The sequence below is a fragment of the Chitinophaga arvensicola genome (assembly GCF_900110835.1).
Classification (GTDB): domain Bacteria; phylum Bacteroidota; class Bacteroidia; order Chitinophagales; family Chitinophagaceae; genus Chitinophaga; species Chitinophaga arvensicola.
This window is the reverse complement of sequence record NZ_FOJG01000001.1, coordinates 3,963,975-3,984,001: the sequence shown is the minus strand read 5'-3', so window position 1 is coordinate 3,984,001 and position 20,027 is coordinate 3,963,975. Positions and strand designations below refer to the sequence as shown.

Sequence of the window (20,027 nt, the reverse complement as noted above, 5' to 3'; positions counted from 1 at the left end):
CTACAACCCAAAGCTACCATCGCTATTGCGTACCCCTTTGGCAGACTTACTACGCGTAAAACGCTGCGGTTGCCAGGAAAACTGGCACAGGAAATAACGGCTTTTACTGCTGGATACATAATTGATAAAACCATTCTCCATCTGGTTAAAAGCGGTACTTCTGTTCTGCTGCAACATATCCATTACCACAAAACTGATGATAGCATCTTTCCGTTTCAGCATACGCATTTCTACGTTCGCGTCAATTACCAACGGACGGGGACTTGTCAGTAAGTTGGTGGCGGCTGTCATACTTTGTACTGCATGAATGTTGACCGTAATATTTTGAGGTAAAATAATGGAGCTCTTTAAACTACCCAGGAACTCTTTGTTATAAATAGGGCCATTCATTGCGAGTGAATTTTTACTGTTCTGTGTTCTGTAAGATAACTCAGGCGACAGGTCCAGCCATTTGACAGGCGTTACTACCATGTTTAAACTGTGGTTAGCTGATACCATATCATTCGTCTCCTGCCTGTTGTTGGCAAAATAAATACTCCTTCCAAAATTCAGTCCGCCTGTAAAATTCAATGTCATTCTTATAGCCGGAAAACTCTTTCCTATGCCATAATTGACACTTTTAAAATTAGTGCCGTCTACATTCCTGAAATGCGTTTCTGTCCGCATTGTTTTGGTGGCGGTATCAATCTGGATACGCCTGTCTGCCGCAATAGTATTGGCTGTCTGTCCAAGATTAACGCCCGCATTCAGATCAATATTCACACGGGGAATGAAAAAATTATAGTTCAATGACCAGTTACCCGTTACACTGGCAACAAGATCTTTATTTCCCACCACCACATCGAAAGGCGTTTCATAATAAGGTGTGCTGTTCAACTGCAGCAGGTCTGGTAACTGCACTCTTTTGTTGTAGGAGAAACTCAGGTTGCCCGTGGTACGGTTAATGTATTTGACAAAGAAACCCGGTAAAAAATTATCCATGTGGGTCGACAAATCCAGGTTCTTCGTTCTGAATTTCCCCTGCTGCCAATTCATTTCGTAGGTACCGTTCAGTTCTACAGACAAGTCCTTATTGACATTGTAAACAACAGCGAGTTTTGTGGGTACCTTATAATTCACGAGGGTATTATCATTACTCTGATCATTCAGCCGTTTCGGATCAAGCCCCGCGCGTAGTTCATCCCTGTAGTTGCTGTTATCATTTTGTTGTTGCGATAAACCGGTATTTAAACGGACCTCCAGCTTCTTTCCTTTTCCGTAGTTCACTGTTGTTTCAAGAGTATTGCTAAGGGTTGTTCTGTCCATCTTCTGCTGTAGCGTCAGACTGCTGTCGGGTGTAGTGGAGTGAAGACCATAAGTATCAGTGGTTTCATCACCGGATCCGGTGGAACTGTTATAGCGACTGTTCAGCATCACATCCAGCATCACTTTGCGGGTTCTGAAGAAATTAAACCTGGACATCAGCCCCAGCTGTGGGCGCGTTGATCCATTGTAATTCCTGTTGCGTTGAAAGCTCTCCAGCATACCGGTTTGTGTTGTTTCCTGGAGTGTATTTCCGTTATCTTTATCTATTGCCGCGTCTACATTCAGGAACATGGAGAAATCCTTCTGGTATAATGATGCTCCTATCACCGCACGATGTGAGGTGGTTGAATTATCGACCGTGCTCTTTGTTTTTTTCCGCATCGTTCCTTCATTGAAAAACTGTTCAGATAAGCTTTCCGTTTCGCTGCGCATATGATTGTCCGAAAAAAAATAGTTGGCGTTAAACTGTAGTTTGCCAAACATATTGCTATACTGCAGATTGACCAGCGAATTCTTGGCAGTACCGCCAGACATGCCACCGCCTCCGCCACCAAAGGCGAAGGTTCTCATCATATTGCTCACTGTACCTATCTGTTCGCCCTGTGCAATACCCAGCGGCTGTTGTGAACCGCCAGCGGAAATACTCCACTGTTTCGACGCATCAATAGAGCGCGCAGAAAGAGCGCCCAGGTAGCGATCCTGTGTGCCTGCTTCCATGTTTACCTGGTACATCTTTCCGGCCGACCGATCTGCTTTTGTAACAATGTTCAGCGTTTTGGACGACTCATCTGATTTGGCCAGTTTGGGACCGGTACCATCTGCGTTATCGTCTATGATCTGGATCCTTTCTACAATATCAGCAGGTAACTCTTTGATGGCTGATACTACATCCCCGCCAAAATATTTCTTCCCGTTGAACAGTGCCCGTGCAATCGGCTTGCCATGATAATTGAGTTTACCATCGGTACCTACCGTCACCCCTTCCATTCGTTTCAGCAGGTCTTCCAGGCGGGCATAGTCACGTACAATATAGTCTTTGGCCCAGAACTCCGTGGTATCCCCTCTTTCCTGCGGGCCTTTGGCAGTGGTCACTACAATCCCTTTCAGCTGCACAAGGCTGGAAGTCATGATCATGGCCGGTAACACCAGGATAGGCTTTGTATCGTTGAAAAAATATCTTTTATGGTATGGATGGTAACTCATTACCTGTACCTGGATGGTAAAATCGGCCGATTTTACGCCGGTGAAGTTAAACACGCCGTATTCCGATGAAAGGGTATTGATGGTGTCTTTTGCAGATACCAGGCGCACCGTGGCCATAGGAATGGTTTTGCCCAGACTGTCCTTTACAATACCATTGACCCTTCTTACCGGCAGCGGTTTGGTTTGCGCCACCAGCAATGAACTTCCTGCTACCAGGAAAATAACCGTTAACAGGAATTTATACAAGTTCTCTATTTTAAGCTGTAATTAATGGTGAGTGTGGTGGAAGTGTTTGTGTCTCTTACCTTGTCTTCTATTTCGGGCGGAAGCCGCATCCCTCCCAGAGAGGACAGCACACTCACGGCGCTGGCAGAGGCTGCATCGCCACGTAAACTAATCTGTATCGTGTAACCACTGGTAGTGGCCGGCAAAAGCTTAAGCGGTATTGCCAGCTCGCAGTCAGCACCGCTCACCGCATTCATTGGCTTTTCGGATTGTCCGGAAGATGACGACGCTTTATCGCCATTTTCAGCAGTCGTTGTCCAGAACCGGCCACCCGCCTGAATACCATAATCGTTGTAAATAGTCTCTGTTGTTGTATTACGGCTGCCCGGCTGGCTGAATTGCAGGAAGTTCCACATATCTACGGGATCATAATTATCGCTGGCAGGGTAAACAATCTTCAACGTATTTCCTTTAACACCCGTGGCTCCTACGCTGAATAGTATCCGCCCTTCCGCTCTTATCTTTTCGGCCCACCTGGAACGCTTAATCGCGATATACAGAAAGTCTTTATCGTTGTGCACCACGTAATACAGCAATGTGGCTTTATCAAAATTGGGTAATGGATCTGCCCACTCCGACAGCTTCCCGTCGATCATTACATTTTCAGGACCGGACATTTGTGCGGATACGATACCGGGAATACTCAAACATAATAAAGAAAAAGCATACAGGCATTTACGTATAGGCATGTCAGGTAGTACACTCATGGTCCGTCAGATATAATATTGCAGCTAAGGTCGATTTGGGGCGCAAAGTAACAAGAATATCCGTAACTCAACATGTCATGTACAAAAAGGGAACGGCTACTTGATAAGTAGCCGTGGTTCCGGTTGGGGATGAACGCTTAAAAGGAATCTTTCTTTCGCTTAATTTCTCATCCTGTATTCGTTAGGAGTGAAGCCTACCCGTTGTTTGAACAGGCGGGTAAAATGCTGCGGATATTTAAATCCAAGCTCATAGGCGATTTCACTCACCGATTTCGCCGGATCAAAGATCCGTTCTTTGGCGATATCTATCAGCTTCGACTGGATATATTCCTGCGCCGATTTGCCGGTTTCCTTTTTTATCAGATCCCCGAAGTAGTTGGCCGATAAATTTAGTTGCCCTGCGCAATAGCCTACAGATGGGAGCCCAAGCGTCTGTGGGTTATCGGACTGGAAGTAACCGGTCAGTAATTTTTCAAACTTTTCGAGGATTCCCTTGTGGGCGCCATCGCGGGTAATGAACTGCCGGTCGTAAAACCGGGAGCAATAATTCAGAAACAATTCAATATTTGTTACGATGAGCGTTTTGCTATGCTTGTCTACCGCCTGCTCCAGTTCGAAGGCTATTTTAGAAAAACAATCCAGCACCACCTGCCGCTCCCGCTCCGATAAGTGAAGCGCCTCATATACTTCATAGGAGAAGAAGCTGTAGTCGTCCATATGGCGGCCAAGGGAGGTGCCATGGATCAGATCCGGGTGAAACACCAATGCGTAGCCCTGTGGCTGGTAATATTCCCCGTTGTTCTCTATACCCAGCAGCTGGCCGGGCCCGAGGAATACCAGGGTGCCTTCCTGGTAATCGTAATAATTACGGCCATAACGTAAATCCCCGCATTTTTCATCTTTCAGAAAAACGGTATAAAAGCCAAAATTTGTCCGGGCATGCTGCCGGGGAGCGGCCTTTGACAGGTCAATCACGCTCACCAGCGGGTGCAGCGTTTCATGATGGTTAAAGGCATTGTACTGGCTGATAGTATCAAATCTCACGATCTTATCCATACGCTTCGTATTATAATGGCCAAAGTTACTGGTTTACCCGCTGTTTGAATACCCCCTTCCCGGCAATCAGTGATTTTGGTAGATAAAACAGTAATCGGTATACCTCCCGGCAAAAGAATAGCCAGGATCTTTGCAACATCAATTTACAGCTGCATACGAACAACTTTTATTCTATCTGGTTGTTAGTCAGCATATACCGTAAGAGCTATCATTCATAAACATCAAAACGGAACAAGCTATGGAAATCATCCGCAGCGGCTCCCAGCCTTCCGGCAAGGGTCCCGCAGACTACTTCACCGGTACCGTACGCATCGATCCGCTGAACAGTCCGCCCGAACCGGCCCGGGTAGCTATGGCACTCGTCACCTTTGAACCGGGCGCCCGGACGGCCTGGCATACCCATCCCCTCGGACAAACCCTGATCGTTACCGCCGGCAGCGGCTGGGTACAGCGGGAAGGCGATGCCCGGCAGAACATCCACCCCGGAGACGTAGTCTACTTTCTCCCGGGAGAAAAGCACTGGCATGGCGCCACCGCTACCACCGCCATGAGCCATATTGCTATCCAGGAAAAATTGAACGGGTCGCCGGTCGACTGGCTGGAGCAGGTCACGGACGCACAATATCATCAGCAATAATTTTTTACCAACACCACCAAATAAACAGCTTCATGAACACAAAGAATGTAAAAGCATATGGTGCGGAATCTGCTACCGCTCCCCTGAATTCCTTACAAATCAACCGCAGAACACCTACCCCTCACGATGTGGAAATTGAAATCCTCTTCTGCGGTGTTTGTCACTCTGACCTGCACATGGCCAGAAACGAATGGCATCATACCGTATACCCGGTGGTGCCAGGCCACGAAATTGTAGGCAGGGTAACACGTGTAGGCGACCATGTGAGTAAATTCAAAGTAGGCGATCTCGCCGCAGTAGGCTGTATGGTAGATTCCTGCCGCGAATGCGAATACTGCAAGGAAGGTCTGGAACAATACTGTGAACCTGGTAATACGCTTACCTACAATTCTCCCGACAAACACCTCGGAACTCCTACCTATGGCGGGTATTCAGAAAGTGTAGTGGTAGATGAAAACTATGTACTGCATGTTCCTGCCAACCTCGATCTGGCAGCCACCGCACCATTGCTCTGCGCAGGTATCACTACCTGGTCGCCCCTGAAACACTGGAAAGTTGGCCCCGGTACCAAAGTAGGTGTAGTAGGTATCGGTGGACTCGGACATATGGCTATCAAGCTGGCAAAAGCCATGGGCGCATATGTGGTAGTATTTACGACTTCAGTAGCGAAGTTTGAAGATGCCAAACGCTTAGGGGCAGACGAAGTAGTATTGTCCAAAGACAGCGGGCAAATGAGCAAACAGGCCAGGAAGCTTCACTTCATAGTAGATGCAGTTTCTGCAGAGCATGATGTAAACGCCTACCTGAACTGCCTGAAAGTAGATGGTACCCTGGCACTCGTGGGTGCGCCTGAACTGCCGTTACCAATTGCCGCATTCAGCCTGATCCCCACCCGGAGAAGCTTCTCAGGTTCTACCATCGGCAGCATTGCAGAAACACAGGAAATGCTCGACTTCTGCGGAAAACATAATATCACAGCAGATATTGAGCTGATCAATATCCAGCAGATCAACGAAGCGTATGACAGATTGCTGAAAGGCGATGTGCACTACCGCTTTGTAATTGATATGGCTTCTGTAAAAAACTAATCACCAGTAGACGATGCCCTGTAGTTATAAACTACAGGGCATCTTTATTTTACTCCGCTCAACTGGTATTCCTTTCTTTTAAAATCAACCACATTACTATCGGAGAAGAAATAAATCCATTATAGCTGTTATATTTGTATACACCGGGCCCGGCATAAAGCCACCCTGATAAACAGTTGCAATGAAAAAACACATTCTTCTCCTGCTCACCCTGGCAGCGAGTTTTACCGCATGTAAAGTAACAGAACGAAGCGGCCATAACGGTTACCTGTATACGCAAAAAACAGGATGGGCGGATAAAAAATGGAAACTGGTATGGCAGGACGATTTCAACGGGCCGCAGATCGATACCACCAAATGGACACGTATTCCACCCAATAATGCAGCCTGGGGCAAACATATGTCGGCCGACGATCGCTGCTACCGGATCGACAGTGGCAAATTATATCTCATCGGCATCAACAACCCCGATACACTGAAAGATCCCCGCCCCTTCCTGACAGGAGGCATTTACACAAAAGGAAAGTTTGCCTTTCAATACGGCAAAATTGAAATCCACGCAAAACTGGAATGCGCACAGGGCGCCTGGCCCGCCATGTGGATGCTGGCAGAAACAGACAAATATGGCAAGTACCCGAAAAACGGGGAGATCGATATCATGGAGCACCTGAACTACGACAGCATCTTCTACCAGACCACCCACTCCTACTATACCCTGAACCTCAAACAAACGGAGCATCCACCTCATTTCGGCACTGCCGCACTAAATCCACTTGAGTTCAACACCTTTGGCATCAGCTGGTACCCGGATAAGATTGTGTTCCTGCTCAATGGAAAAGAAACATTCGTATACCCACGTGTAAAAAACGTAGATCCTTCACAGTGGCCCTATGATCAGCCATTCTACCTGCTCATAGATCAACAGCTGGGCGGCGACTGGGTAGGCGCCGTGAAACCCGGTACATTGCCGGTACAAATGATCGTAGACTGGGTAAAGGTTTACCAGTAGTTTTCCGAAACAAGACAATTTAGAAAACAGGACCCGGTAAACGACTATAACGCAGCAATCAGCAGAAGGGCATCTTTCAGATATAAAATATTTTAATAATAAATATATTTTAATACATTGTGCCTGGCATAAAGCTGTAGTTATACCTAAAATTATCCCATGAAAAAACTCATTTTAGGATCGTTTACCCTGATCCTGTTTTCGTCCGCTATTCTCCTTTTCCAGTTTAGTTGTACCAAATCTGCAGACGCAGAACCAGAACCCGGCGGCAATGGCTCCGCCTATAAATTGCCTCCCGCTACCAGCACTACTTTAGGTGGTGTGATAGTAGGCAGCGGCCTTACAGTGAGCAGCACGGGCGTACTGTCTGCCAATAGCGGCGGTAGCGCTACCCAGCTCAATAAAGTAGTGTTCCTGAAAATAGATCCTACAAAAACAACAGAAATATGGTCCATGAACTATGATGGTACCGGTCAGGCCAAAGTGAACATCTCCCTGGCCGCGGGTCTTGAAATTGCCGGTCACCCACGTTTATCTCCGGACGGTAAAAAGTTATTCTTTGTGGTACAGGACACAAAAGTGCAGGGCAACAAAGATGATATTTACTCCTGCAATTTTGATGGCACCGGTGTTACAAAACTCTACGATATGCCGGCAGGCAGCGGCCATACAGAATTAGGCGGCGCTTACTAATCAGCATTTATACGGAAATCAAAAGGCCGGAACAGGTGTTCCGGCCTTTTGATTTCCGGTACTTTCCCCTAATTGGCGTTGTCCGCAGATATCATTATTTTCGCTTCCAACCAGCCTGGTGTAAAAGGCATTCACTTCATTTGATTAAAAGAGAAAGTTATGGCTATTGAAAAAGCGATCCTCGCCGGAGGTTGTTTTTGGGGCGTGGAAGAACTGATACGGCATCAGCCGGGTGTGCTCTCCACCGTAGTGGGGTATACCGGTGGCGATGTTCCCAACGCCACTTACCGGCATCATGGCACCCATGCAGAAGGCATTGAAATTACATTTGATCCAACGATACTGTCTTATCGCGGCCTGCTGGAATATTTCTTCCAGATCCACGATCCAACCACCCGCAACCGCCAGGGAAACGATGTAGGCACTTCCTATCGTTCCGCTATTTTTTACCTGGACGACGCACAACGGGATACCGCCAAACAACTGATCGCCGAAATGACGGCCTCCGGTAAATGGCCTGGTACCATCGTAACAGAAGTGGTACCCGCTTCCGATTTCTGGAATGCGGAAGAGGAACACCAGAACTATCTGCAAAAACATCCATACGGGTATACCTGTCACTTTGAACGGCCCGACTGGAAACTGAAATAAAAAAAAAGGCTTTGAGTAACTCAAAGCCTTTTTTACTTAACGCCGCTTTTTCGGTATCGGAATCACCTGCTTATCTGTTGGATGCGCCAGGAAAATACCATTTACCTTCTTATCAGTTGTTTCTGTGAGTTCTGCGTCATAGGTAATCTTACCCTTCTTTATCTCATAAAACCGGGAAGGCACATAATACATCGAATCCGCAGATGGATATTTCTCGGTCAGGTCACTCCCGCCAAACTCCAGGTTCCCATCTCGGTCCAGGTCTTTTACATCTGAACTGATCGCGTTCACCACGGAATCTGCCAGCGAGTGATCAATATTGAATACATACATCCGGTCCTTATTCGGACGGCCATCCACTTCCAGGAAAAGGAATACAGACTTGCCGTTTTCAATCAGCCGGTTACGCCTGCTCTTATAGTTAATGATATCATTCGAAAAAATAAAAGCCTTGTTGCCATTCACGAAAATGGTGCCTTTATAAACCGTAATGAGCTGTTGCTGACTGCTGGTAAAATGTAATTCATTCGCCTGTTTCTGAGCCATAGCCGGCAGGCCCACACAAAGTAAAAGGCATAGTCTGAATAGGTGACGCATCATAGTTTTATTTATAAGGCCTTAATTTAGGTAAATCCCGGGAGATATTTACCGCCATACCAGCACCTTTAAATAATTTTAATGCTCAGTCCTTTGATCGTTTGCCAACCTTCCTTGTCGGTAAGCCGGATCATAAAATGATAATCACCTGCATCTACATTCGCAGGAACAGGAATCTCAATCGCCGTCTGGTAGGTTTTCAGTCCTGCCGGAATGGGAAAGGATTTTATCATTAGAAAAGGCGACTGTGGCGTTTTCACCGGCTCCAGGTTACAGTTCTCCACTTCGGTGCTATGCGTATGATGGTCAAAATTATGATGAATATCCACGCTTACAGAGCCCAGCTGTACATTGTCGCTCAGCTGTGCCCGGAACACGATTGTTTCTCCCCGTTTGATCACACTGCATTGCTTCGGAAAAGCATCTGCTGCGGTGATATTGATTTCCGGGTAGGTGGTATCTACGGACTCGTTCTTATCCTTGCCGCACTGCCCAAACAGTAAAATTGTCAGCGCAGCCAGCGTCGATGTGGTGATTCTTTTCATGGTCACTATTTATAATCGATCGTAATGGGGAGTGATTTATAAACACTCATGTTAAAAGAGGTATTCTTGTAGAGAATCACCAGGTTATATTGTCCCGATTCCCAGGCCTTTTCACCGGTAACAGGGTTAGGTGACGGTTCATTGCCATCCTTATCCGCCCCGATAGTGATCTGTTCTCCACCCCATACGCCATTGATGTTTTTCAGGGTAGCGATCTTGGAAGATGCGGGTAATCCTTTGTGCTCTACTTTAGTGATCACAATCACTTTGCTGAAATCAAGCTGGTCGATGCTTTCAGGATGATAGTTCAGTTTCTTTTTTATAAGCACGGTGTAAAGAATGCCATCGCCTTTGATTTCGGAGATCTGCGCATGTGCTTTCAATACATCGTTCTTTTTAAAGATCAGCTCTTTTTCTACCCAGGTATCCATATAATAGATCAGGGAATCGCCCCTGGAAATCATATCCCTTCCGATCTTTGGATCTACCGGCATAGTGGCAGGATCGTTGATGATCAGCTCTTCTTTTATTTCCAGTTTAGCGCCGTTTTCATCCAGTACAATAAAGAAGCAATCATACTTTCCTACCGGGGCATTGGCCGGGATGGTAAAGTGTTTATGCACGTTGGTATTTTTCACCCCTTTATATTCGTCCCATTTGAGTTCCAGCTGCCATTGGGAGGCATAGGTTTCACTGGCTTTCTGGCGGATATTAAACTGTACTTCCGCTATCTTTCCGCTAACAATCACATCTGCGTTGAAATGGAAATCCCTTCCTATCAGGGCGCGTTTGTTATTGGCGGTGCCGATCTCAATATTGGTGGCAACGGGTTTGGCCGGCGGCGCCGGTTCATCTTCCTTTTTACAGGCGGTAAATAACGTGGCAAAAAGTGCTGCAGCTAACGATAGCTTCGCGAATTTGCGGACATGTGTTTCCATTCTCATTGTGTATTGATTTTATAGATTAAACGATGGTCAATTTGAGCCAGGTGCTACGCCTGGCTGGCTATCTCTCTGAAAAAAAAAAGGAACTTTGATGGATAGAATAATATTCCTCCCGGCTTCGGGCAACTCAATGAGCCGGTAAAAACTGGTATGGTTCAGGTAACGGGTGTTGAACAGGTTCTGTACCTGGAGACTCACAAGCACCGGCTGCCGTGATAAATGCACTTTTGTTCCCGCCTGCATATTCACTACCTGGTAGCCGGGCGTTTTCTTTTCCGGTGGCACAATGTGGTGCTGATGGGCCGTGATACGATAGTCCACCGACCAGTACGTATCCCTGAAAAGCTTGCCTGTAGCGGGCGTCCAGGTGAGATTAATCAATGCAGATGCAGGCGGGGAAAAGGGCAGCGTATATCCCTTTTTATCTCCGGAAAGCTGGCGGGCATACAGGTATTCACCCAACCATTCGGTGCGGAACTTTTCCGAAAACCGGTACTTCAGCTGTACCTCTCCCCCATAGCGCATTACGCTACTCTGGGCATACTGGAATACCTGGTTACCCGCGCCATAATAATAATCATGATCGGCAGTAGGGTTCAGGTAAATATAGTTGGGGAAGTAATTGTAAAAAGGACTGAGTTGTACAGACCATTTTTTTTCTGTCCAACCTACACTAAGATCTGCCTGGTAACTCTGTTCCGGCGACAATCCAGGATCTCCGCGCTCGTAGCTGAAATAATGATAATTGACGCCATTGGCGCCCAGTTCTTTCGCGATGGGCATACGAAAACTCTTACCTGCATTGGCTTTCAGGTTGAATTTTTCGCGGTTATAATTCATACCTGCCGACCACACCAGGCTATGAAAAGTACGGTTCAGGTCTGCTGCTCTTACAAGATATTGCTGTTCCCCGCTGCTGGTTTTCGAAGGAAACCAATCCGAATAACGGAACAACTGCAACTGGCCGTAATCATACCTCACTGCGCCAAACAACAGTACATGTTCATTCAGCTGATATTGATCATACCCGAAGGCGCCGGCGGTCTTTTGATCAAAAGCCGGCACCAGGAATGTCCACCCGTTGATGATATTATGCTGGTATTCTCCATTGATTCCCAAAGTGATGACGTGTTTGCCGGTGGTAATACGATCCCGGAAATTGGCGGAGTACACCTGCTTATCAAATTCCCGCTCCAGGTCGTGCGGGATCTTCATCGTGTCGGGGTATACCGGTGGCATGTAACCATGGTTGACGTAATGACTGAACTCCTGGCGGAAATTACGCTGGTAGCCCAGTTCCATTTCCAGTTGATGGTGGTTCCATACGTAACTGCTGCGGTTAATCAGTTTAAAATGATTTACCTGTTGGCTGGGCAACTGTATATCGCGGCTGGATGCGTCATGCAGCGCCTCATCTACCCTGCGCGGTTCCAATCCGTGCGCATTGGCAAAGAAACCACTCTTGCTGAAAGTATTGCTGACATAAAATACGGAACGGAATTTTTCTCCGAGGTAGCCCGTGTTCAGGTGCAGCCCTGTTTCTCTTCCTGCGGTATTGCGTAGTTGACGGTGATGCAGGTTTACGGCGTAGTCATACACATACACGGTATCTGTGGGTACCCGGTAATCACCATAGTTCTGATAAGTGAAACGGGTATCAAAAAACCAATGCTGTTTTCGTCCGTAGAGACGGAAAGAGGTACCGTACAGGTTATTATTCGTTTTACCGATCAGGTCTACCGAGCCGCCGAAGGTATGCAGTGGTGGCGGTGGTGGCGGTTTCACATCAATAGCACCGCCTATGGCATCAGAGCCGTACATAAAAGAGGCAGCGCCTTTAATGAGTTCAATATCGCCGGCGGCAAACTGGTCCAGCTCCAGACCATGATCGGCGCCCCATTGCTGCCCTTCATGTTTTACACCTTTGTCGAGTACTACTACACGGTTGAAGCCGAGGCCACGGATCAGCGGTTTCGACTGCCCCGAGCCGATGCCAATGGTTTTGATGCCAGGCAGCCGTTCCAGCGTTTTCATAAGACTTCCGCCCAGGTGACGCTGTATAAAATCCGGTGTTACTATTTCTGTGTTCAGCGGGGCGGTGGCTTTCCGCTCCTGCACATGGTTATCCGCTACCACTACCTCCTGCAATTGCCGGCGTAGCGGCGATAACCGGATGTTGAGATACACATCGGCTGTTTTTATCTTCACGGAAACGTGGTGCTGTCTGTAACCGGGAAGCGCCGTTACCAATTCATAGTCTCCGGCCGGCAGGCCGGTAAAAGAAAAATCACCCTGGGTGTCCGTAATGCCTGTTGCAGCAGTACCGGACAAGGTAATGATTACACCGGAAAGCGGCCGCTGTGCATGATTTACCACTTTCCCCGACAGGCGTACTCCCTGGGCATCTACCCGGCAAAAGCCAAGCAGACAAAAAACAAATACATAAAATGACCGCATGAGAAACAGGGCCTGTATGGCGACAGGCGTATAGCTACAGACAGGCAGGCCTATGGCCCACATGGCTATGAAATGAGTAATGAATAATAACTGAAAACAGGAATGACCTTAAGCGATAAAAGCAAAGGATGGGGGACCTTTGTTAGAGAAACCCTGCAAAGTGAATTTGTAGATGCGCGCATATACCCTGATTCCTAAAACTACCGGTTCAGGCAATGGTACTACCACGATGGGCGGGTAAGATAAATGCAACACCTTGCCCTGACTATGGTCTGCATATTCGCAAAGCGGACATTTATTGACGGTGGTGCTGACGTCTTCCTGGTCATCTGTGGTTTGCTCTGTAGCTGCCTTATGATGATGGTGAAATGCCTGCACTACCGGAACGGAAAGAAAAAGCAATAACAGCAGCACGGAGAGCAGCTGCTGAAAAGGCTTATATATGTATCTTCTTTCCTTTTGCATATTTGCAACAAAGTTGCGTTTAATTTCTTACAATCGCAAATGATTTAAAAAAATTTCATCGACGCATTCACCAACCGAAGTCTAATAATAGTTATATTCGGAAAACAATCACTGATCCCCGTTTTCTGCTGTCTGTGAATAACCGGTATGTGACCTCAATTTTTTTTCCCGGGATTAGTATGTTCATTTCCAGTTGACCCGGCTGTAGTGCTGTTCAATGGCTGAATGATCTTATTTGAAAACAACCGAACATACAGGTATGCTGAAAAAAGCCCTTCTGATATCCATATTCCTGCCCGGGTACTTGTCCGTATCGCAAGCCCAGACGGGCCTGACGCTTCAACAGGCACTACATACGGCGCAAAAAAACAATCCTTTTCTGAAGCCGGAACAACTTAACACCAATATTGCGCAAAGCGATGTGATCACTGCAGGGTTGAGGCCCAACATAAGTCTGAATAATCAGACCCTGCAACTGATGAATGATAAATACTTTGCCACCGGTACCCAGTTTCAGAGTCCGCATAACCGGCAGGTATGGTGGCAGGTCACCAAACCCTTCCAGCTGGCCAATCAACGGAAATACAAACAGGAAGTGGCTATCAAAAATGTAGCCGTCACAGAAAAAAATTATGCGGGGACCGAACTGAGTGTGCTCCTGGAAACCGGCAACAAATGGCTGGACGTATGGTATAATAAAGTAAATCTGGACCTGGTAGAAAAAGCCAAAGGTAATATCGACAGCCTGGTGACCACACAGTTGATCCGCCTTAAAAACCAGGTGATCAGTGAAAGCGATCTTGCCAGAACACAACTGCTGGCAGAACAGTACCAGCTTCAGTTACAGCAGGCCGTACAAAGTTATCAGAGCGAGGCACAGCACCTGCAACTGCTTACCGGCAACCCCGATACCGTTGCTATTGACACCGAAGATCCGGTGATTACGTTGTCCATTACGGAGCAATTAGACAGTCTGCTCAATTTATCTTATCAGCAGCGACCGGATATACAGGTAGCACAAAATACCATTGAAGCGGCCAAAAGCAATATCAAACTGCAACGCGCCCTGGCCATTCCCGTACCTGAAATGGGTGTGATCTACAACCCGCAGAATACCGTTCCCTATTTTGGTTTCTTTGGTACCATCGACCTTCCTTTTTTTAGCCGGAACCAGGGAGAGATTAAAAAATCGAAGTTCCTGCTGCAACAATCAGAACAGTCGTTTTCAGCGGTAAAGCAACAAATAAAAACGGATGTACAAACCGCTTTCAGTGCTTACCTCGTGAATAAAGAAGCGATCCGAAAGTATAGCGGCATTCTCGGCAAATCCACGCAGGTACTTACTTCTGTGAAGTATGCCTATGCCAGGGGCGGTACCACCATCATCGATTTCCTGGAAGCACAGCGCACCTGGTTCGACACCCGGAAAATGTACTATACGGCCTTGTATGACTATCGCAAAAGCTATCTCCAGTTATTATACGTTACCGGATTAATCAATCAACTATAATGATCCAGATGAAAAGAATCATCCACCGTTTACCGGTCGTTTCCCTCCTTGCATGGGGGCTGTTGTCCTGCGGATCGCATGATCCCAAAAAGCAACCGGCGCCTGCTTCCGATAAACCCGTGATAAAAGACAGTGGCCGCGTGATCCAGTTTCCGCCGGATAGCCTTACCCTCAGCTATTTCAAAACAGAACCGGTTACCAAAAGCGATCTTAATGCCCTGCTCACCGCACCGGCACGTGTAGTCGCCACCGTGGTGAAGTCGATCGATAACTCCGGTCAGAACCTCGTACTGTTCGACAATGCAGATCTGACCGCCAATTATACAGAACTGTTGCAGCATATCATCAACATCCGGCAGAAAGCAGGTATTATCCAGCAGAAGCAGGCCATCGTGAACCAGAAGAAAATAGAAGTCGCCCGCTTCCAGGATCTCGCGGATCATGGCGCCGGTACAGGCAAAGATGTATCTGATGCCAAAACGGATCTCATCAGCGCACAAACGGATATGGAGATCGCAGAAACGGACCTGTCGAATGAAAAGACCTCCATCATTGAACATGAATCCAGGCTCAAGATGGCCGGCTTTGATCCGCAGGCGCTGGTACACTCGCCCCTGAATAAGGTATGGATCATTTGTGATATGCCGGAAAACCAGGTGAACAAAGTAAAAGAAGGTGGCAGCTGCTCATTGGTGTTTACCTCCTACCCCAATGAAACCATTACCGGCACCATCGAAGACATTGGAGAAGTAGTAGACAATATTACGCGCATGGTAAAATTACGGATCGGAGTCACCGATAAACAGAACCAGCTCCGCGCCGGTATGTTTGCAACCGTAAAATTCGGCGTAAATGAAGGCAACAGCCTGTCGGTCCCCAAAGCCGCCCTGGTAACTGTACAAGGCCAGAACTATGTATTTGTGAAAAATGCAGATAACACCTTTGCAAGAAAAACAGTATTGCAGGGACCACAGGTAAACGACCGCATCATCATTTACAATGGCTTGCAGGAAGGCGATATGGTAGTCACCGATGGCGCTATGCAGCTGAAGGGGATTTCATTTGGCTATTAAACACCTTAACATGTTACAGGCTCAGATTTTTATCGATAAAAATGATCTCCAGGGCGATCGCCCGCTGTATGAGTTTATCATGCAGTTTTTACTGCTGCACCAGATCAAAGGCGCCACAGCCTATAAAGGCGTGATGGGATTTGGAGTGAACCAGCAAATGAAACGCCCGGAACAGATCTTCTCCTTTGATGACCCGCCTATTATGATCACCTTCATCGACGAGGCAGTGAAAGTGCTGGAAGTATTAAAACAACTGCGCACCCAATACAAAGGAGGCTTTATTATTACTCACGTAGTAGATCCATTTGACGCATGATCCGCAACATACTCATCTTCTCATTACGCAATCGTTGGGCAGTTATCATTGCGGCCATTGTATTGTCCGGTATTGGTTACTGGTGCTTTACCCAGTTAAAAATTGAAGCTTATCCGGATATTGCCGATACCAATGTGATCATTGTAGCCCCCTATGATGGAAGAGCCGCAGAAGAAGTAGAACAGCAGGTTACCATCCCGATAGAAAGAGCGCTGAATAACGTGCCCCGGGTATTGGACCGCAGAAGCCGTACTATATTCGGATTATCAGTTGTACAACTCACTTTCCAGGATGGTACAGATGATTACTTTGCCCGGCAGCAGGTCATTGAACGCTTATCGTCTATCACCCTGCCCGATGGTGTCATTCCCGAATTAGCGCCCCTCACCACTGCGGTGGGTGAAATATACCGTTATGTAGTAGAAGCGCCCGCCAGCTACAGCCCCATGCAGCTGCGCGATCTGCAGGATTGGGTGATCCGGCCGGCCATCCTGCAGGTGCCCGGTATTGCAGATGTCACCAACTTCGGTGGTCCTCTGAAACAATATCACATCCTGACAGCTCCGGATAAATTACGCAAATACAATCTTGTGCTGCAGGATGTGATGGATGCCGTGAGTAAAAACAACCAGAATACCGGTGGTAATGTGATTGAGCGCGGCGGACAAGGTTTCGCCGTAAGGGGCCTGGGTAGCGTTAAATCAGAAAAAGACATCCAGAATATTGTGCTTACTGCCGTGAATGGAACGCCGGTGTATATCCGCGATGTAGCCACCGTAGAAATAACACCACCGCCACCTTCGGGCGTGTTAGGCTATGCTGTACCCGATGCCGGCATTGATAAAGTGGGCTCTCCGGAAGGTATTATCCTGCTTCGCCGCGGAGAAAATCCCAGCGAAGTACTCAAAGCACTCAAAGCAAAAATGGCGGATATCGCCAGTACCTCGCTTCCGGAAGGCGTTACGTTACGGGTATTGTATGACAGAAGCTTTTTAATCGATCATTCGCTGGAAACCGTATCGCATACGCTTTTCATGGGCGTAAGCATCGTCATCATCATCCTTGTTTTTTTCCTGGGCAGTATCCGTTCTGCGTTGGTGGTAACCGCCACCATTCCGTTTGCATTGCTCTTCGCGTTTATTTTAATGCGGCTTACGGGTATCCCGGCTAACCTGTTATCATTGGGCGCTATCGACTTCGGTATTATCGTAGACGGCGCCTGTGTAATGGCAGAGCATTTGATCCGGCGCTACCGCAATGCTACGGAGGCGGAGAAAAAAGGCGGCATCATCGGTATCACCATGCTGGCAGCGCAGGAAGTAGGCAGGGAAATTTTCTTCTCTGTCACCATTATCATCCTGGCATACACGCCTATCCTGATGATGACGCGGGTAGAAGGTAAACTCTTCTCCCCGATGGCGCTCACCCTGGCTTTTGCCGTCATAGGCTCTATGATCTGCGCGCTGTCGCTGATTCCCGTGCTTATTTCATTTGCCTATAAAAAGGCCTTGTCGTCCGATAAGCCCATGAAATCCTATCGCAACCCAGTACTTGACTTCTGCGAACGTGCCTATAAAAACTCCCTGAACTTCTTCCTGCGTTTCCATAAGCAAACCGTGATAAGCGCCGGTATCTTTGTATTGCTCTTTATCGCGCTGGGTACTAAGCTCGGTACAGAGTTCCTGCCGGAACTGGACGAAGGCTCTATCTTCATGCGCGCCTTTCTGCCCGCTGGTGTAACGATCCAGGACAATGCCCTGATAGCGCCCAAAATACGGGAGATTGCCGCGAAATATCCGCCGGTAAAATATATCATCACACAAACCGGGCGTAATGATGATGGTACCGATCCTTTCCCTACCAACCGGACGGAAATACTGATCGGGTTGAAAGACTACCATCTCTGGAGCGATACCATCTCCAAAAAAGAATTGGTGAGAAGAATACAGGCCGACCTGGAAAGAAATATTCCGGGCGCTTCCTTTAACTCCGGGCAACCCATCATTGACCAGGTAATGGAAATCGTGACCGGTAGCGCGGCAGACCTGGCCATCTCCGTAGTGGGCGACGACCTCGCTATGATGCGGGTAAAAGCCGACAGCATCGCCAATATTGTAAAAGCCACAAAAGGATCTGCCTCTGTAAATATAGAACAGGAAGGTACGCAGGCACAACTGGCCATCAATATCAACCGGGAAAACGCCGCACGTTTCGGCATCAATGTCAGCGATATACAGGGTATGATTGAAGCGGCCATTGGTGGTAAAACCATCGGCACACTTTACGATGGCACCAAACGGTATGATATCGTGATCCGTTACCTGCCGGAATACCGGAATACACCGGAAGCCATTAAAAACCTGCAGATCCCCTCTTCAACCGGCGCTTTGATTCCCATGGAACAGGTAGCTGATATACAGTTCATCGACGGACAAACCAACATTTACCGTATTGACGGTAAGCGGATGATTACCGTAAGAACCAATGTGCGCGGGCGCGACCAGGGATCGTTTGTAGCGGAATTACAACAGAAGATCAACCAGCAGGTACATGTGCCTAAAGGATATGACATTATTTACGGCGGACAGTATGAAAACCTGGAAAGAGCGGGAAAACAGTTGTCGCTCACCATTCCGCTCACCATTGTAATTGTGTTCGTATTCCTGTTTATGTTGTTTAAAAGTATGAAACATACTTTCGTTACCATGAGCTGCATCCTGGTGGCGCTGGCTGGTGGCATTGCCGCGCTGTTCATCCGGGGCTATCATTTCAATGTTTCCGGCGGTGTGGGATTTGTGTCCATTTTCGGGATCTCTGTAATGGCAGGCGTACTGCTGGTATCAGCTCTGAACCGGGAAATGTATAAGTCGCCGCTAACCTTACGCGCATCCGTGCAAAAAGTGGCAGTCGATCAGTTCAAAGCCATCATGATGATGCTGATCGTGGCTATTATTGGTCTTGTTCCGGCAGCGCTGAGTACCGGTATTGGTTCCGATGTACAACGACCGCTGGCTACCGTGATCATTGGCGGCTTAACTTTTACCCTGTTGTTTACGCCTGTTGTCATTCCTCCCTTATATTACTGGCTGGAAAGAAAAACGGCTCACAATAGCCATGACACTACATCTGAACAAGATGAAACGCTCTGATGGTAATTGTATATATTTGTAACTATGGCAAAAGAAAAAAATAAACCCGTATCAGTAAGGTTCGATCTGAAGATCATGGAATTGCTGAAAGAAGAACAGAAAATAGAAACCCCACAGCAAGCCTTGAATTTCCTGTCGAATTTCTGGGAGAATAACCGGCCTGCCACCACTGATTTTACAGCAGATGCAAAGCCCGCGAAAAAGAAGCCAGCGGCGCCTGCAAAGAAAACCGAAGAAGGCGATGCGGCAGCACATCCATCCGGTTTATCCGGTATCGATCTGCTCATATGGAAGGCCGAGCAACGGGAAAAAAATAATGATTAGGAATACTATTCTT

Annotated in this window: 18 protein-coding genes; 10 read left to right on the top strand and 8 right to left on the bottom strand. The window is 47.5% G+C overall.

Translation table 11 applies throughout. The features are described 5' to 3' along the window. From BMW79_RS16395 to BMW79_RS16385, 3 genes are all read right to left on the bottom strand, one after another. Positions 1-2,754 (bottom strand): outer membrane beta-barrel protein, encoded by a 2,754-nt coding sequence (locus tag BMW79_RS16395; protein WP_089896545.1) that lies wholly within the window; start codon positions 2,752-2,754, stop codon positions 1-3. A 5-nt stretch (positions 2,755-2,759) separates the two neighbouring features. Next, positions 2,760-3,500 (bottom strand): hypothetical protein, encoded by a 741-nt coding sequence (locus BMW79_RS16390; RefSeq protein WP_089896543.1) that lies wholly within the window; start codon positions 3,498-3,500, stop codon positions 2,760-2,762. 159 nt (positions 3,501-3,659) lie between these two features. Next, positions 3,660-4,556, bottom strand: a complete 897-nt coding sequence (locus tag BMW79_RS16385; RefSeq protein ID WP_089896541.1) for a helix-turn-helix domain-containing protein — start codon at positions 4,554-4,556, stop codon at positions 3,660-3,662. A 238-nt stretch (positions 4,557-4,794) separates the two neighbouring features. On the opposite strand from BMW79_RS16385, the gene BMW79_RS16380 reads away from it, so the two are divergent. The 5 genes from BMW79_RS16380 to msrA all read left to right on the top strand — a co-directional run bounded on the left by BMW79_RS16380 (position 4,795) and on the right by msrA (position 8,634). Further along, on the top strand, positions 4,795-5,193 hold the full coding sequence (locus BMW79_RS16380; protein WP_089896538.1) for a (R)-mandelonitrile lyase: 399 nt from the start codon (positions 4,795-4,797) through the stop codon (positions 5,191-5,193). Between the two features lie 32 nt (positions 5,194-5,225). Then, positions 5,226-6,281, top strand: coding sequence for an NAD(P)-dependent alcohol dehydrogenase (locus tag BMW79_RS16375; protein WP_089896535.1), 1,056 nt, complete (start codon positions 5,226-5,228; stop codon positions 6,279-6,281). A 181-nt stretch (positions 6,282-6,462) separates the two neighbouring features. Continuing rightward, positions 6,463-7,290 carry a glycoside hydrolase family 16 protein gene (locus tag BMW79_RS16370; RefSeq protein ID WP_089896534.1) on the top strand — a complete coding sequence of 276 codons (828 nt, stop codon included), beginning with the start codon at positions 6,463-6,465 and terminating at the stop codon, positions 7,288-7,290. 159 nt (positions 7,291-7,449) lie between these two features. Next, complete coding sequence (locus BMW79_RS16365) at positions 7,450-7,983, top strand: TolB-like translocation protein (RefSeq protein ID WP_089896532.1); 534 nt, start codon at positions 7,450-7,452, stop codon at positions 7,981-7,983. Positions 7,984-8,142: 159 nt separating this feature from the next. Beyond that, the gene (gene msrA, locus BMW79_RS16360; RefSeq protein ID WP_089896530.1) at positions 8,143-8,634 is read left to right on the top strand and encodes a peptide-methionine (S)-S-oxide reductase MsrA; all 492 of its coding nucleotides are present in this window, start codon (positions 8,143-8,145) and stop codon (positions 8,632-8,634) included. A gap of 36 nt (positions 8,635-8,670) precedes the next feature. Here msrA and BMW79_RS16355 read toward each other — a convergent pair whose 3' ends face one another. From BMW79_RS16355 to BMW79_RS16335, 5 genes are all read right to left on the bottom strand, one after another. Further along, entirely contained in the window at positions 8,671-9,231 is a 561-nt protein-coding gene (locus BMW79_RS16355) for a hypothetical protein (RefSeq protein ID WP_089896529.1), read from the bottom strand. A 68-nt stretch (positions 9,232-9,299) separates the two neighbouring features. Beyond that, complete coding sequence (locus BMW79_RS16350) at positions 9,300-9,776, bottom strand: DUF4625 domain-containing protein (RefSeq protein WP_089896527.1); 477 nt, start codon at positions 9,774-9,776, stop codon at positions 9,300-9,302. A 5-nt stretch (positions 9,777-9,781) separates the two neighbouring features. Further along, a complete protein-coding gene (locus BMW79_RS16345) occupies positions 9,782-10,720 on the bottom strand; it encodes a DUF4625 domain-containing protein (protein WP_218150325.1) in 939 nt (312 codons plus the stop codon). A 30-nt stretch (positions 10,721-10,750) separates the two neighbouring features. Then, on the bottom strand, positions 10,751-13,240 hold the full coding sequence (locus BMW79_RS16340) for a TonB-dependent receptor (protein WP_218150324.1): 2,490 nt from the start codon (positions 13,238-13,240) through the stop codon (positions 10,751-10,753). 45 nt (positions 13,241-13,285) lie between these two features. After that, positions 13,286-13,642 (bottom strand): hypothetical protein, encoded by a 357-nt coding sequence (locus BMW79_RS16335; protein ID WP_089896524.1) that lies wholly within the window; start codon positions 13,640-13,642, stop codon positions 13,286-13,288. A 235-nt stretch (positions 13,643-13,877) separates the two neighbouring features. Here BMW79_RS16335 and BMW79_RS16330 point away from each other — a divergent pair, with 235 nt between their 5' ends. The 5 genes from BMW79_RS16330 to BMW79_RS16310 are packed head-to-tail and all read left to right on the top strand — an operon-like array spanning position 13,878 to position 20,014. Continuing rightward, positions 13,878-15,152, top strand: coding sequence for a TolC family protein (locus tag BMW79_RS16330; RefSeq protein ID WP_245752511.1), 1,275 nt, complete (start codon positions 13,878-13,880; stop codon positions 15,150-15,152). 8 nt (positions 15,153-15,160) lie between these two features. Next, positions 15,161-16,225, top strand: coding sequence for an efflux RND transporter periplasmic adaptor subunit (locus tag BMW79_RS16325; protein ID WP_089896918.1), 1,065 nt, complete (start codon positions 15,161-15,163; stop codon positions 16,223-16,225). A gap of 10 nt (positions 16,226-16,235) precedes the next feature. Further along, positions 16,236-16,541, top strand: a complete 306-nt coding sequence (locus BMW79_RS16320) for a DUF190 domain-containing protein (RefSeq protein WP_089896520.1) — start codon at positions 16,236-16,238, stop codon at positions 16,539-16,541. Continuing rightward, a complete protein-coding gene (locus BMW79_RS16315) occupies positions 16,538-19,690 on the top strand; it encodes an efflux RND transporter permease subunit (RefSeq protein WP_089896517.1) in 3,153 nt (1,050 codons plus the stop codon). Before BMW79_RS16320 ends, BMW79_RS16315 begins: the two co-directional genes overlap by 4 nt. A gap of 24 nt (positions 19,691-19,714) precedes the next feature. Then, a complete protein-coding gene (locus tag BMW79_RS16310) occupies positions 19,715-20,014 on the top strand; it encodes a hypothetical protein (RefSeq protein ID WP_089896515.1) in 300 nt (99 codons plus the stop codon). Positions 20,015-20,027 lie beyond the last annotated feature (13 nt).